Origin of the sequence: Brevibacillus nigriterrae (assembly GCF_049846925.1) — a bacterium.
GTDB lineage: Bacteria > Bacillota > Bacilli > Brevibacillales > Brevibacillaceae > Brevibacillus_H.
Genome location: NZ_JBNCMT010000043.1, coordinates 26,390 through 41,179, shown reverse-complemented (window position 1 = coordinate 41,179; position 14,790 = coordinate 26,390). Strand labels below are relative to the sequence as shown.

12 protein-coding genes are annotated in these 14,790 nt (G+C 44.9%); 7 read left to right on the top strand and 5 right to left on the bottom strand.

What is annotated here, in order from left to right:
- The first annotated feature begins 272 nt into the window (after nucleotides 1-272).
- Together ACPW7N_RS23630 and ACPW7N_RS23625 are read left to right on the top strand one after the other, a co-directional pair.
- Nucleotides 273-596: an aspartyl-phosphate phosphatase Spo0E family protein gene (locus ACPW7N_RS23630; protein WP_425653968.1), complete on the top strand. Its 324-nt coding sequence runs from the start codon at nucleotides 273-275 to the stop codon at nucleotides 594-596.
- Between the two features lie 26 nt (nucleotides 597-622).
- Complete coding sequence (locus tag ACPW7N_RS23625) at nucleotides 623-1,519, top strand: Spo0E family sporulation regulatory protein-aspartic acid phosphatase (protein WP_425653966.1); 897 nt, start codon at nucleotides 623-625, stop codon at nucleotides 1,517-1,519.
- Nucleotides 1,520-1,565: 46 nt separating this feature from the next.
- On the opposite strand, the gene acnA is transcribed toward ACPW7N_RS23625, so the two are convergent.
- Nucleotides 1,566-4,295 carry an aconitate hydratase AcnA gene (gene acnA / locus ACPW7N_RS23620; RefSeq protein WP_425653965.1) on the bottom strand — a complete coding sequence of 910 codons (2,730 nt, stop codon included), beginning with the start codon at nucleotides 4,293-4,295 and terminating at the stop codon, nucleotides 1,566-1,568.
- A 319-nt stretch (nucleotides 4,296-4,614) separates the two neighbouring features.
- Between acnA and ACPW7N_RS23615 the strand changes: the two genes are divergently transcribed.
- Complete coding sequence (locus ACPW7N_RS23615; protein WP_425653964.1) at nucleotides 4,615-5,808, top strand: RNA-guided endonuclease InsQ/TnpB family protein; 1,194 nt, start codon at nucleotides 4,615-4,617, stop codon at nucleotides 5,806-5,808.
- A 179-nt stretch (nucleotides 5,809-5,987) separates the two neighbouring features.
- On the opposite strand, the gene ACPW7N_RS23610 is transcribed toward ACPW7N_RS23615, so the two are convergent.
- Entirely contained in the window at nucleotides 5,988-7,013 is a 1,026-nt protein-coding gene (locus tag ACPW7N_RS23610; RefSeq protein WP_425653962.1) for a ThiF family adenylyltransferase, read from the bottom strand.
- A 70-nt stretch (nucleotides 7,014-7,083) separates the two neighbouring features.
- Nucleotides 7,084-7,785 (bottom strand): molybdopterin converting factor subunit 1, encoded by a 702-nt coding sequence (moaD, locus tag ACPW7N_RS23605; RefSeq protein ID WP_425653961.1) that lies wholly within the window; start codon nucleotides 7,783-7,785, stop codon nucleotides 7,084-7,086.
- A 253-nt stretch (nucleotides 7,786-8,038) separates the two neighbouring features.
- Here moaD and moaA point away from each other — a divergent pair, with 253 nt between their 5' ends.
- The 3 genes from moaA (at nucleotide 8,039) to thiT (ending at nucleotide 10,533) form a co-directional block, all read left to right on the top strand.
- Nucleotides 8,039-9,043 carry a GTP 3',8-cyclase MoaA gene (gene moaA / locus ACPW7N_RS23600; protein ID WP_425653960.1) on the top strand — a complete coding sequence of 335 codons (1,005 nt, stop codon included), beginning with the start codon at nucleotides 8,039-8,041 and terminating at the stop codon, nucleotides 9,041-9,043.
- A 12-nt stretch (nucleotides 9,044-9,055) separates the two neighbouring features.
- Nucleotides 9,056-9,544 carry a cyclic pyranopterin monophosphate synthase MoaC gene (gene moaC, locus ACPW7N_RS23595; protein ID WP_425653969.1) on the top strand — a complete coding sequence of 163 codons (489 nt, stop codon included), beginning with the start codon at nucleotides 9,056-9,058 and terminating at the stop codon, nucleotides 9,542-9,544.
- 410 nt (nucleotides 9,545-9,954) lie between these two features.
- On the top strand, nucleotides 9,955-10,533 hold the full coding sequence (gene thiT / locus ACPW7N_RS23590; protein WP_425653959.1) for an energy-coupled thiamine transporter ThiT: 579 nt from the start codon (nucleotides 9,955-9,957) through the stop codon (nucleotides 10,531-10,533).
- 140 nt (nucleotides 10,534-10,673) lie between these two features.
- Here thiT and ACPW7N_RS23585 read toward each other — a convergent pair whose 3' ends face one another.
- Entirely contained in the window at nucleotides 10,674-11,732 is a 1,059-nt protein-coding gene (locus tag ACPW7N_RS23585) for a hypothetical protein (protein ID WP_425653958.1), read from the bottom strand.
- A gap of 13 nt (nucleotides 11,733-11,745) precedes the next feature.
- The gene (locus tag ACPW7N_RS23580) at nucleotides 11,746-13,149 is read right to left on the bottom strand and encodes an MBOAT family O-acyltransferase (protein WP_425653957.1); all 1,404 of its coding nucleotides are present in this window, start codon (nucleotides 13,147-13,149) and stop codon (nucleotides 11,746-11,748) included.
- Between the two features lie 207 nt (nucleotides 13,150-13,356).
- Here ACPW7N_RS23580 and ACPW7N_RS23575 point away from each other — a divergent pair, with 207 nt between their 5' ends.
- Nucleotides 13,357-14,703: a cytochrome P450 gene (locus ACPW7N_RS23575; protein ID WP_425653956.1), complete on the top strand. Its 1,347-nt coding sequence runs from the start codon at nucleotides 13,357-13,359 to the stop codon at nucleotides 14,701-14,703.
- Nucleotides 14,704-14,790: the final 87 nt, after the last annotated feature.

The following is a 14,790-nucleotide window of genomic DNA, read 5'->3' as shown; positions in this document are numbered from 1 at the left end:
GATAAAATGCTTCCTTGTTTCCATTTTGAAATTCCAACATCAAATTTGACTCGCGAGTCATGGTAAAACCTCCTTCTCCCTTTACTGAGTTGGTAAAAGGGGATCTGCCGACACTATATAGTCGACAGAAGTCAATAATTGGTTCAATGTTTGAGGTTGTTGATAAGAGTCGAATTATGTAAAATGTTTCCAAGTTTGTTTCGACATCGAATTTATAGAACAAATTGTATAGTTATAGACAGAAAAAAAGAGATAGGGATTGACTGCTGTCTATGAATTCATTATTAATTGAACCTTTAAGTAAGTCGATGAAATCTCCAGATTATCGCAATGTTCTTCTGTCCACTAAAAGACGAAAAACCATTGATTCCAACAAAGCGTTGAGCCGGCAAATCAATCGAAAAAAGGCGACAAACAACAAGATTATTAATAAGTTTTTGCTTGAACAAATAATAGAAGATCTGCGAAAGCGATTAAACCAATTGGCAAGTGAAAGAAGCCTTTCGGATCACCTAGTCATTCAATTAAGCCAGGAGCTAGATTTATATATCGTACAGTATCAGAAAATGACTCAGAAAAGAGAGTACGATAGATAAATAAATGGGAATGGTAGGTGTCGGTTTTGGCAGAGCAAGACATACCACAATACATAGCAAAAGTGTTGCTAGAAAAATATTTGCTAGACAGACTTGATTTCAAGCGGTTAGAAGAAACGTTTCGATTTGGGGAAGAAATGGCAAGTTATCTTCCCTATTTGACTAGAGAAGATCAGATCACCTATTATTTCAAAATGTCGCTTCATGCATTTAATACCAAAAGGTACAAGCAATGTGTTGAATTAACAGAGATTGGTATTGAATTATCCAGGGAAGACAGTGAACTCAAGGCAAGAGCATACATTGCAATGATCAATTCGCTTCTTTATTTAGGGGAATATGACGGGGCAGAATCTTATTTGCAAGAATTTGAAGCCTTTCCATACGATTTCGTGCAAGAAACGGCGGAGCTGTCCAGGGCATGCATCAAAGCGAAGAAAAAAGAATATGATGTTGCGATCCCCATGTTAAAAAAATGCCTGAATAAAATAAGGGAGAGTTCCCGAATCCATGTTGTAAATGACTTGCTGGAAATATATTTGGATATAGGCGATTATACAGCATGTGCTGAACTCATTGAGCGGGAAAAAGAGTTTCTCACCTTTGAACCTGATACTCCTTTCAAACATTATTCTTTAGGTCTTTACTTTCATAATAAAGCGTTTATCCTGACGAAATTAAAGTCGTTTGAAATCGGTAAAGAGAGTTATTTGAAAAGTCTGATCTCGTACGGGGAAGTCAATGCCATTCCTGAAATCACGGCTTGTATGAATGATATTCTTTCACATTATACTTTCCTTTTACAGCAGATGACCAAAGAAAAAGCTTTATTGGATGATACGGTGGTCCAAGTTAGCCAAGAACTGGATTGCTACATTGTCAAATACCAACAATTGGTTCAAAGAAAATATGAGTATAAGTAAAAAACCGTCAGAGCGCGTCTGACGGTTTTTCTATTTCAAGCGTTACTTAACCTACAGTTACTTCGTTTTCGTCTTTCAGTTGACGAAGAACAGTTTGGAGGATACCGCCATTGCGATAGTAGTCGATATCAACCAGGCTGTCGAGACGAACGATTACGTCGAACTCGAATGTGCTTCCGTCTTCACGAGTTGCACGAGCTTTAACTGTTTGACCTGGTGTTACTTGATCGCTCAAGCCAACGATGTCGAATGTTTCACGACCAGTGATACCAAGATCTTTCCAGCTTTTGCCATTAGCAAATTGAAGTGGAAGAACACCCATACCTACGAGGTTCGCACGGTGGATACGCTCGAAGCTTTCAGCAATTACTGCTTTCACGCCGAGAAGGAATGTACCTTTCGCTGCCCAGTCACGGGAAGAACCAGTACCGTACTCTTTACCAGCAAGAACAACAAGTGGAGTATTGGACGCTTGGTACTTCATGGAAGCATCATAGATTGACATTACTTCACCAGTTGGGAGGTAAGTCGTTACGCCGCCTTCTGTTCCTGGAGCTACCTGGTTGCGGATGCGGATGTTTGCGAAAGTACCGCGCATCATTACATCATGGCTACCACGACGAGCACCATAGGAGTTGAAGTCTTTGCGCTCAACGCCTTTGTCTTGCAAGTAGATACCTGCCGGGCTGGTTGGTGAGATGTTACCTGCAGGGGAGATATGGTCTGTTGTTACAGAATCGCCCATGAGTGCAAGTGTTTTCGCACCTTTGATATCTTCAATGTGTCCGATTTCTCCCTCAAGATTTTGGAAGAAAGGCGGTTCTTGAATGTAAGTTGATTCCGTATTCCACTCGTACAGATCGCCTTGTGGAGTTGGGATTTCGTTCCAACGTTTGTTAGCAGAGAATACATGCTCATATTCTTGACGGAACAATGCTGGGTTCATTGCTTTATCCATTGCTGCGTTAATCTCTTGCGGAGTTGGCCAGATGTCTTTCAAGAATACAGGTTGACCGTCTTTGCCAGTACCGATTGGGTCTTTGGTCAAGTCGATATCAACTGTTCCTGCCAACGCATATGCGATTACGAGTGGAGGAGATGCAAGGTAGTTTGCTTTTACCAATGCATGGATACGACCTTCGAAGTTACGGTTACCAGAGAGTACCGCAGCAACGGTCATGTCGTTATCGGTGATTGCTTTGGATACTTCATCTGGAATAGGGCCGGAGTTACCGATACAGGTAGCACAACCGTATCCAGCTACGTTGAAGCCGATTTGCTCAAGGGAATCAAGCAAGCCTGTATCAATCAGGTACTGTGTAACTACACGGGAACCTGGAGTGAGTGAGCTTTTCACGTATGCAGGTTTGGTCAAGCCTTTTTCAACCGCTTTCTTCGCAACAATACCTGCGCCGAGCATTACGCTTGGGTTGGACGTGTTGGTGCAAGAAGTAATGGCTGCGATAACAACCGCACCTGTTTTCATAGTGCTTGTTTCACCATTTGCATGGTTTACAGTCACAGATTGGTTGATCTTCTCATCTGTAAGACCGAAACCGCCTTTATCGATAGAAGTGCGAATGCTGTTGTTGAAGGATTCCTTCATTGCAGTCAATTCAACACGGTCTTGTGGACGTTTTGGACCAGCCAAGCTTGGTACTACAGTGGACATATCCAATTCAAGTGTCTCGGAGAATACAGGATCTGGAGTTGCATCTGTACGGAACAAGCCGTTTGCTTGCGTATATGCTTCAACCAATTGGATGGTGTTTTCATCACGACCAGTTTGACGGAGGTAGTTGAGTGTCTCACCATCAACTGGGAAGAAGCCCATTGTTGCACCGTATTCAGGAGCCATGTTCGCTACAGTTGCACGGTCAGCGAGTGAGATGTTGGAGAGACCAGGACCGTAGAACTCAACGAATTTACCTACAACGCCCTTCTTACGGAGCATTTGTGTAACAGTAAGTGCCAAGTCAGTTGCTGTAGCACCTTCAGCAAGTGTACCTGTCAATTTGAAACCAACTACTTCCGGAGTTACGAAATACATTGGTTGTCCAAGCATTCCTGCTTCTGCCTCGATACCGCCTACGCCCCATCCAAGAACACCAAGACCGTTGATCATGGTAGTGTGGGAGTCAGTACCTACGAGAGAATCAGGGAAAGCAACTGTATCGCCATCTACTTCACGAGTAGCAACTACAGTAGCCAAGTACTCAAGGTTAACTTGGTGAACGATACCTGTTGCTGGAGGAACCGCACGGAAGTTATCGAAAGCGGTTTGTGCCCAGCGAAGGAAGCGATAACGCTCTTCGTTACGTTCAAACTCAAGATTCATGTTTGTATCAAGTGCATCTTTTGTTCCGAAAGCGTCAACCATTACGGAGTGGTCGATAACGAGATCAACTGGAACGAGCGGGTTGATACGCTTTGCATCTCCACCGTTACGCTTCATGGCTTCACGCATTGCAGCCAAGTCAACAACGGCAGGAACACCAGTGAAGTCTTGAAGCACGATACGTGCAGGCATGAGCGGAACTTCTTGGTTCGCGTCACGGCCTTTGGTCCAGTTAGCCAATTGGTTCACGTGTTCTTTGGTAATAGCGCGAGCGTCGAATTGTCGAACAGCCGCTTCAAGCAAAACTTTGATAGAGAAAGGAAGTTGGGATACATTACCGATACCTTGCTCTTCCAAGCCTTGCAAACGGTAATACTGGTAAGTTTTGTTGCCTACTTGTAAAGACGATTTTACTGAGAAAGCGTCATTTTTAGCCAAGCGGATTACCTCCCCTTTAGAATAAATTCATTTTAGAAAAAGAAGCGTGTTTCATCAGATGAAACATCGTTTCGATTCTTACTCTACTTTCATTATACTTGAAGATTTCTGATACGACCACCCTAAATTCACACAACTGTCAAATTTAAATTTAAGGATTCAAACGTTTTCTGGGACCATACGCAAGAATTTAACATTGCATGCCAGAAGTCCCCTTCCTCTAAAGGTGAGGGATGAATGGCATTTTCTTCTTTTTGTACTCTCTTTCCTTATGGTACCCTAAAAGAGAACGTACATTCTCTAGAAAGGAGGCATTCTCTTGATCCGAACCATGAAAACAACCTTTATCACAAATTCCTATGATTGGGAACGTCTTTTTGCCTGTAATCGGACTTCTGCTCATGTATGGAATGATTGCTTAGAGATAGCGAAACAGTATCATCTGGAACAGGGAAAATGGATTGCGAAGACAGAGTTACAGAAAGCAACAAAAGGAAACTACGCTCTCCATAGTCAAAGCATCCAGGCGGTCTGTCATAAATACCTATGGTCAAGAGATAACACGAAGAAAGCAATAGACCAGGGAATTTCATCTGCCAGATATCCTTGCAAACAAAAGAAACACTACAATACCAAATGGGCAAAAGATGGATTCAAGCTACATTCGAATGGAAAAATAGAGTTATCGTTAGGGAATCAACAGGGAAAACGAGTAAAACCAATCGTTGTTTGGATCAGGAATATCCCACAGGGTCAAGTGAAAGAAATTGAACTTGTTTTTGACCGCACACTGAAGGTTTGCCTTTCGTATGAAGACGGGATACAACCAGACAAAAATGATAACCGACATACCGCAGCGATAGATCTGGGGGAAACTCACTCGATTGCAGCTGTTTGCGAAAATAACCAGGCGCTCATCATAACGGGCAGAAAATTGAGAAGCATCAAACGGTTGCGCAACAAGAAACTTGCAGAGATCCAAAGAAAAATGAGCAAGTGCAAGAAGTACAGTCAGCAATGGAAGAAATATAATCGAGCGAAACAATTTATTATGAGTAAAAGCGAAGCCCAATTAAAAGATACTTTACACAAAACCACGAAAAACTTCGTCGATTGGTGTGTCAAACAACAAGTGAAACAGGTGGTTGTTGGAAAAGTAGAAGGTGTACAACGTCAAACGTCTGCCAGAAAAAAGAAAAATAAACGAAAGTTGAGAACCACGGTAAGCCAGAAACTTTCGCAATGGCAGTTTGGCAAGATCAAGGAATACCTTACGTACAAGCTGGAAGCCAAAGGAGTCTCCCTGTCAGAAATAAATGAAGCGTACTCATCACAAACATGCCCTGTTTGTACCAGACGAAAAAAAGTGTCTGGAAGAATCTATTCATGTCCATGTGGCTATACACAACATCGAGATATCCATGGAGCAAGCAACATATTATCACAATCACTTTATGGAGTGTTCCAGCAGGTGGTTATGAATATACAGACAAAGTATCTACGAGTATCGTAAGAGAAAGTAGTAGATGGTGTGTCACCACCCTTGCCAAAAGGCAAGTTGCTGATTTCTCCAACGATATAGACTCATATCCATCAGGGATAGGACGGTTCGAATGAATCGTCGTTGAGATATATAATTGGTAAGATCAGAAACCCCCACCTCTGCGGCGTAAGCCGAGGTGGAGGGAGTGTTCATCTTCCTATATATCTGTCATACAAAGTACGTGCTACAGAGGCATCATCTGTCCCTTGAACGAGCACCCTTCCATCAGGAAAAATGACAAGCGTATACGGTTCCTGGTGAAAGCGAAGCAGAAATTTGTTACGCTCTACCGTTCCGATTGGAGCCAGGCGCTGTTCCATTGCTTCCAGATTCAATCTGGCGTTTTCACTTGGTGAAATTTGCACTGTGTTGCGACCGCAAAGGGAAGCGGCCATATTCGTTTGCGATCCAGGCTGGAGATACGTGAATTCATGTTTTTGACAGCAAGGGCAGTCCGGGCGACGCATTTTCCCAACACGCATTTGGGAATGTTGGTTTTGCCAGATGTCGAAGTGCTCGAGATTGGGATTAAAGGCATCTTCTGCTCCGACTAGAATTTTGAAAGCTTCTGTTGCTTGATGGGAGGCTACAATATGTATGATTGGCCCAATGACGCCAGCGGTATCACAGGTTGGGGCATCTCCCGCCTGAAGGGGTTCTGGAAACAGACAGCGTAAGCAAGGAGTGATGCCTGGACGAATACTGGTGAACATTCCTTTGGAACTGACTGCGCCACCATACACCCATGGAATAGTATGCTTAACAGAGACGTCATTGATTAAATATCGAACGTGAAAATTATCGGTTGCATCCAAAATCAAATGCACATCAGTGAGAAATTCTTCCGCATTATAAGCGGTAAGGTCGGCGATAATTGGCTCGATGGTCACTTCTGAATTGATTTTGCGAAGCTTTTCAAAGGCAGCCATCGCTTTGGGGAGATGCTGATTGGCATCTTCCTCGTCGTACAGCATTTGTCGTTGCAGATTGCTTGGTTCTACGAAATCACGGTCAATGATTCGAACGAAGCCAATGCCAGCACGCACCATATGATTGGCGAGCACCGTGCCAAGCGCACCCATGCCGACGATGGCCACACGACTGTTCGAGAGCTTTTCTTGTCCGCTTCGCCCAATCGGGGAAAACAGGATTTGGCGGGAATAACGGGTTTGCAAGAGGAAATCCTCCTTTCAGCAATTAGCTTTCGTTAGGTAGGTATGATGGGGGCCCCATCAGACACCCGCTTTAGCTTTCGTCTGATGGGTACTCTAGCGGATTCCAAGGGCCTTGTTGATGACCTTTCCACTCGCTTCCATCTTCCCAGTTTTCTTTTTTCCAGATCGGTACGATTTGTTTGAGACGTTCAATGGCATATCGGCCTGCTTCAAATGATTCGTTGCGATGCGGCGTGGCTACAGCGATTACAACAGCAATGTCTTCGATTTCCAAATGACCGACACGGTGCTGCATCGCTACTTGTGTGCCCGGCCAACGTTCCTGGATTTCCTGATCGATTTGCTTCATCTTGGCGACAGCCATCGGTGCATACGCTTCATACGTCAGTGCAACGGTGCGTTCCCCATGGGTAAATTCACGTACTGTTCCTACGAAAGTAAGGATGGCGCCAGCATGTGGATTGGAGACGAGCTTCACTAGTGCGTCTGCTGAGAGAGGCTTGTCCGAAATAGAAAACCGAGCCTCTTCTCCTCCACTAACTGGGGGTAAAAGTGCAATTTCGTCTCCTTGCTTGATCACTTGATCTGGAGTGGCATATTCATGATTTACGGACACGAAGCAGGTAGGCACAAGAGAGGCGATCGATGGTTGTTCGGTCGAGATTTGGCTCAACAATTGGCTGACCGTGGCTTGTTCCGTCAGCTCTACTGTGATTTGACGGGTTCCTGCCCGCTCAGCAAGCCCAGCAAACAAATGGATAGTTACTTGCATAGTAATTCCTCACTTTATTTTTGGTTTCATTCGATTATTTCAGAAATTCCTTATCTCAATTAGACGATAACATAAACATTCGACACGTGCCAACGAACCATAGAAATATCAGGGGATTGCGTATTTAAAATCAGGGAATAATCAAATGAAAATCAGGGAGTTATCTGCATGTTGATGTTGTTAAATGTATTGATTTCTGGCAAGCAGTAGGGTACGGTTAAGGGTAAGAAAACAGGAATGGGAGGGGAGCCAAATGACAGAGCAATTAATTGACCGTTATGGGCGAATCCATGATTATTTGCGCATCTCCGTAACTGACCGGTGTAATTTGCGTTGTGTGTACTGCATGCCTCCAGAAGGGGTTGAGTTTCAACCTCACGAACAAATCCTGCGCTACGAAGAGATTGTTGAAGTAGTAACTGTGGCTGCTAGCCTTGGGGTAAGAAGGCTTCGTTTGACTGGCGGAGAGCCGCTTGTTCGAAAGGATATTGAGAAGCTCGTCGCAATGCTTGCGGCTGTTCCGGGGATTGAAGATATTGCATTAACAACAAACGGCATCTTTTTGGCACAAAAAGCAGAGAAGTTGAAAGAAGCTGGCCTGACTCGTGTGAACATCAGCCTTGATTCAATGAAACCGGATCGTTATCGGGAGATTACCAGAGGTGGGGACCTTGGACGTGTAATGGAAGCGATTGAAGCGAGTGTCCGAGTGGGATTCGAACCCATCAAATTAAATGTAGTAATGATGAAAGGCTTTAACGATGATGAGATTGAGGACCTCCTGCGACTGACGATCGAACAGCCGGTGAATGTCCGTTTTATCGAATACATGCCAATTGGCGAAGCGTCTGACGAATGGCGCACCCGCTATTTGCCATTGTCTACTATACTAGAACGGGCGAAAGCGATGGGACTGACTGCAGATGCCTCGGAAAAAGTGTTTGGCAATGGGCCAAGCGAGAATTACCGCCTTCCAAACGCCAAAGGAAGCTTCGGCTTGATTCATCCGGTAAGCGATCATTTTTGCGGAAATTGCAACCGTTTGCGTCTGACCGCAGACGGCAATCTTAAGCCCTGTCTGTATTGGATTGATGAATTGAACGTACGTCCTTTCATCGGTGATCCAGAGGGGATGAAAGAATTGTTTTACCGTTCGCTCGCCATCAAACCAGAAACTCATGAAATGGCGCAAGCGTTGGAGAAACAGACACAGACCCATACGCCGACCTTGCGTCGGATGTCACAGATTGGGGGATAACGAGACGTGGTAATGGAAGACCAACTTACTCATTTTAATGAACAAAAAAGAGCGCAAATGGTTGATGTATCACTCAAAGATGTAACTGAGCGGATTGCCATTGCCCGCAGTCAGGTGCAAATGAAACCAGAGACACTGGCCCGAATTCAGGCGGGTCAAATTGGCAAAGGCGATGTACTCGCTGTGGCGCAGGTTGCTGGCATTATGGCAGCCAAGAAAACATGGGAACTCATTCCGATGTGTCATCCATTGCTGTTAACAGGCGTGGATATCAGCTTTGAGTACAGGGATGAAACGACGTTAGCACTGAGTGCAACGGTGAAAACTACAGGAAAAACAGGCGTTGAAATGGAAGCACTGACGGCTGCAAGTGCCGCAGCACTCACGATCTATGATATGTGCAAGGCGATGGATAAAGAAATGATCATAGGCCCTACCTATCTGTCCAGCAAAACAGGCGGGAAGAGTGGGGAATTCAAGAGAACGGATGAACTGGCTTAGGTTATTCACTATAGACTCGTCACATCAAGCAAGGATTGCTAATGTGCAAGTATCTACGAAAATCTAATTGTATTACCTGGGTACATCTGGTACGATTGTTTAAAGAAAGCAATCGTACCATTTTTTATCAAAACTGTATATACCGGGAGCTTGGAGAAAACCAGGCTGAGAGGATAACTAATCTGTTGTCGACCGTTAACCTGATCTGGATAATGCCAGCGGAGGGATCGTGCATAAGTCACGTTTCACAATTGTGACGTACATTGCAAATGGTAAGCCGCTGATCGTAGCGGCTTTTTCTTTTTCTCTTCGAAGTCCCGGATGTCGTGAAGAAGGAGGTATGTAAGCGGGGAAAATGATGCACTAATCAACAAGCATAAAAGAGAAATCAGGAGAGAGGGATACATAAAATGAATCGGAATCGGTTATTGGTGTTATTGGAGATTGCCATTATGTCGGCACTTGCCTTCGTGCTGGGAGAGCTGAAGCTGTATGAAATGCCACAAGGAGGATCGATCTCCCTTGTGATGTTGCCTATCGTGTTGATTGCTCTTCGTAGAGGTCTGGTCGCAGGTTTGGCAGCTGGATTTCTCGTAGGGGAGTTGAATCATCTCATCGGTGGCTATGTCGTTCATCCTATCCAGCTTATCCTCGACTATCCACTTGCCTATACAGTAGTCGGGCTGGTAGGGTTGGTTCGTCATATTGGCTGGGAAACGAAGCGGATTGTGATGACCTGGACGTTTTTACTGTTTGCAATCAGTTGCCGCTTTTTGCTTCATTTTACGTCGGGTATTATCTGGTTTGGAGAATATGCGCCAGAAGGTGTTGCTGTAACAACGTACTCATTCTTATACAATATTTCATACTTGCTTCCCGAGTTGATTATCACAGGAACAGTATTGTCGATCCTGTTGAAAAAAGCGCCGCACTTGTTTATTAGCCCTGTGCAGACGGGAAGGGTCTTTACACAAGAAAAATTCAACTAACGAAAAAAAGCAACCGCTACCGATTGAACAGTCGATGGCACAAAACAGATGATGTTCGGTTGAAAATGATGATGCTGTCCAATTAATAACACCCTGTTACATGGTGATCACGTAACAGGGTGTTTTCGTTTTCTTAAGTCTTATAACTTCTTTTCATCCAGGGTAACGACCTGCTCCTTCAATTCTTGCAGGTACCTCTTTATGGTCTCTTTTGTCACACGGTATTTGTCTGCTGCCATTTGATCGACCATCCACTCGTTGATCTTGCGGGAGTGGTGAGCCAAATCCTTATAATTGTTTAAATCAAACGTAATTTTTTGTTCATGCTGAAATTCGTAAATCTTCACATTCGGCAAGCTGCCTACCTGATCAAACAAATACTGTTTGACGTAGAGCTCATTTTCGAAAAAGGCAGGGTCTTTGTCGTAAAAGTAGCGATGCTGCAAGATTGAATAAGGTGGATAGAACAGGACGAATTGAACCTCAGGGTGTGCCTTGATTACGGAGAGGACATTTTCGTCCATGTTTCGTTGCACATTTCCTAATTCATACTCACTCGGTTTGAACGAACCGCCTTGCTTCAGCTTGTCCCATTCTTTCAACACATTTTGTTTTCCGAATAACCCAGGGGTTTCCCACGTGTTCAGTCGGTTCAGATCAGGATTCTTCGATTTTGCCATTCCAAGAGAGACTCCGAGCGAACGAAATGCCTGTTTGGACGTGTCCAGGTTAATCAGATAGTTCAAATCGTTGAATGGATTGCGATCATACAGATAATACGGAAAGGCACCGAACTCTTGGCGTACACGGTCTGGATCGCCACGCAGCGAGAAGTAGTCCACTCCCCACATGACTGTCTTCACTTTTCCGGTACCAATAGCGAGATTCGTAATCATGTTTTGTTCCTTGGCGGTTGATCCCGACATAGAAAGCTTCATCAGGTTCGTGCCAAGCTTTTCCTGGACATAGGAAGGCCAAAAGTTCTCTGTCATTGATGAGCCAACCATAATCGTGTCATAGTCATAGTTCCTGGCAAGACCAGGGTTTTGATAGCGCTGCTGGTCAGAAAAATCAGGTGTCAGATAGGTTTTATGATAAAACTGAAGCGGATCTACCCAGTAATTGAGTCCAACCAATAAAAGCAGCATGCTGAGGGTGGCATATAGTACCGAGGTGCCCCATTTTTTATACGATTTCATATAGCACCTCCCGTTAGAATTGGAAATACAGGAATTCGGAAACCCGATTCAGACCGAAAATACCGGCAATCAGCAGTAGTGGAACGATGATGCCCCACTTCCAGTTCGGCTTGAATTCCTTTTCCCATTCCAGACTGTTTTTCCAGGTAGATACGAACAGATAGGTAATAGCAAGAATCGCTACTTCCTTGATCCCTGCTGGCAGGGCTGGAGAGATAGCCGTCATTGAAAACCCGATATTTTGGATATTCACCATCCCTTGTAGTACAACCATCGCCTGCTGGAAGCTTTCTGCACGGAAGAACACCCATGCCACGACAACGAATAAGAACGTGAGCAGTCGAGCAGGCAGCCAATGCATTTTGAATCCGAGGGAACGCCAGAAATGGTTGACGACCAATGCTAGCCCGTGCATCAATCCCCAGACGACAAACGTCCAGGCAGCCCCATGCCAAAGCCCGCCCAAAACCATAGTAGCCAGCAGGTTCACATGGCGACGGAATTTTCCTTTGCGGTTTCCGCCCAAAGCAATATATAGATAATCACGCAAGAAGCGAGACAACGTCATATGCCAGCGACGCCAGAAATCGATGATCGAATCAGCCTTGTACGGCGAATCAAAATTTTGCGGCAAACGGATATTGAACAGAAGAGCGATACCGATCGCCATATCAGAGTATCCGCTAAAGTCAAAATAGAGCTGGAAGGTATAGCTTAAGGCAGTCGACCAAGCCTCGATAAACGTGAGTGAAGCGGCTTGAAATCCCGGACTTGCCCAACCTGCCAGTGTGTCGGCGATTAAAACCTTCTTGCTAAGACCGATAGCAAAGATCAGGAGACCGTGAGCGATGTTTTGCCAGTTGATCACTTTTTTGCGTGTCGAAGCAAACTGCGGCATCATCTCTTTATGATGAAGAATCGGTCCTGCAATCAAATGCGGGAAGAAGGTGACGAACAAAATGTAATTGATTAGATTGTACTCCTTCACTTCTCCACGATAGGCGTCGACCAGATAAGCGATCTGGGTAAAAGTAAAAAAGCTGATTCCCAGCGGCAAGACAAGCTGCAGCAACGGAAATTGAGTCGATAAGGCACTGTTCAGATTGGTGAGGAAGAAGTCAGCGTATTTGTAATAACCCAAGAGAGCCAGGTTGCTCGCAACACCGAATGTTAACAATAGCTTGTTACTGCTTGTCCCGTGTCGTTTGGTCAGGAACGTACCGACCACATAGTTGAACAGGATGCTGCCCATCATTAATGGGAGATTGGCAATGTTCCACCAACTGTAAAAAAAGAGAGAACAGACGGCAAGCCAACCGATCGCTACCTTGGTCAGACGGTATTTGTTTAACAGGAAATATCCAATAAAGGATATGGGCAGGAACAAAAAGATAAACTCGTACGAATTGAATAGCACGACAGCGCATCCCTTCGAATGTAGTTTTAGAGGAAGTTTATCCTCCTTTTTGAACAAGATCTTATGTCAAATTTTTTTTACTTAACTAAATATAAACGTGACACTTGCGAGCGTCAACGTTTGGCAGATGTTGGATGGGTTAGAGAGAATAGCTCTGTCAAAAGCTACAGGTGGAAGAACTCGTACTCAGATTGGAGCGATACATCAATGGAAACGGTTGTTGTACAAGGTCCCAAGGGGCGTCCGATCACAGGGAATCTGGTGAAATTTCGTCAGGACCCGCTCAGTTTTTTGCAGGCGGCAGCAAACGATTTCGGTGAACTGGTCAGTATTCGTTTTGGACCGACCCGAACCATTTATCTGATTAACAATCCGGAGCTGATCCGGGAAATCCTGGTTGCCAAAGAGAAGCATTTCAAGAAGGCAAAAGGCTTGCAGGTAGCCAAAGTGGTGGTAGGCGAAGGGATCCTGACGAGTGAGGGGGAGAAGCATTTACGGCAACGCCGATTGATGTCGCCGTTTTTTCAGAAGGGGAAAGTATCTCGTTACGCTGACTCCATGGTTGAACATACGGAAAAGGTGATCGACCGGTGGAGAGATGGCGATGAACGAAATATTAGTCAGGACATGATGGAACTGACGCTGTCGATTATTACAGAGACGATGTTTGGTACAGATGTAAGTGACGAATTGGCCGACATTGGCGACTCGATTGAGATTGGTTTGCATTACGTCAGTCGCAAAGCAAGTTCCTTTCTTGACCTGCCTTTGTCATTTCCGACTAAAATGAATCGGCAATTTCAACAATCTGCTGAGACGCTGGACAGAGTCATCTATTCCATCATCGAAAAAAGACGAAACTCTCCGGATCAAGAGCGGGAAGATTTATTGTCCAAGCTGCTCTCAGCTCGTGACGAAGCGGATGGGACAGGGATGACCGACGAGGAGGTACGGGATGAAGTGATGACCATTTTTTTGGCTGGTCATGAAACGACTGCCAATACACTCTCGTGGACATGGTATCTGCTCGCTACTTATCCAGAAGTAGAGCATAAATTCTGGGCAGAGCTTGACCGTGTACTTGGCGGACGCAAACCTACCTATGAGGATCTGGAGAACCTGCCATATCTAAATCACATTATCCAGGAATCACTTCGCCTTTATCCGGCTGCGTGGGCGATCAACAGGGAGGTCGTGGAGGACGTAGAAATCGGCAATTACCGATTTGCCAAGGGAGATACCGTGATGATGAGCCAATTCGTAATGCACAGAAATCCCGATTATTTTCAGCGTCCAGAGGATTTCATCCCGGAGCGTTTTGAGGAGGACCTCCTGAAAAAGATTCCACCATTTGCCTATTTCCCGTTTGGCGGAGGCTCTCGGGTATGCATCGGCAATCACTTTGCGCTCATGGAGACAGCATTGATTCTGGCTACGATCGGGCAAAAATACGAATTGCAGTTTTTGGGAGACCCGGCAACTGTGGAGCCCGAGCCGCTGGTTACCCTTCGGCCCAAAAACGGGATTCCGATGACGGTGAAGAAGAGAAAATAACCCTAAGATGGCTGTCCCAAGCGGAAGCCATCTTTCTTAATGTGAAAATATTTCTTGATGCGAAATATTTTTGCGTATGCAATACTA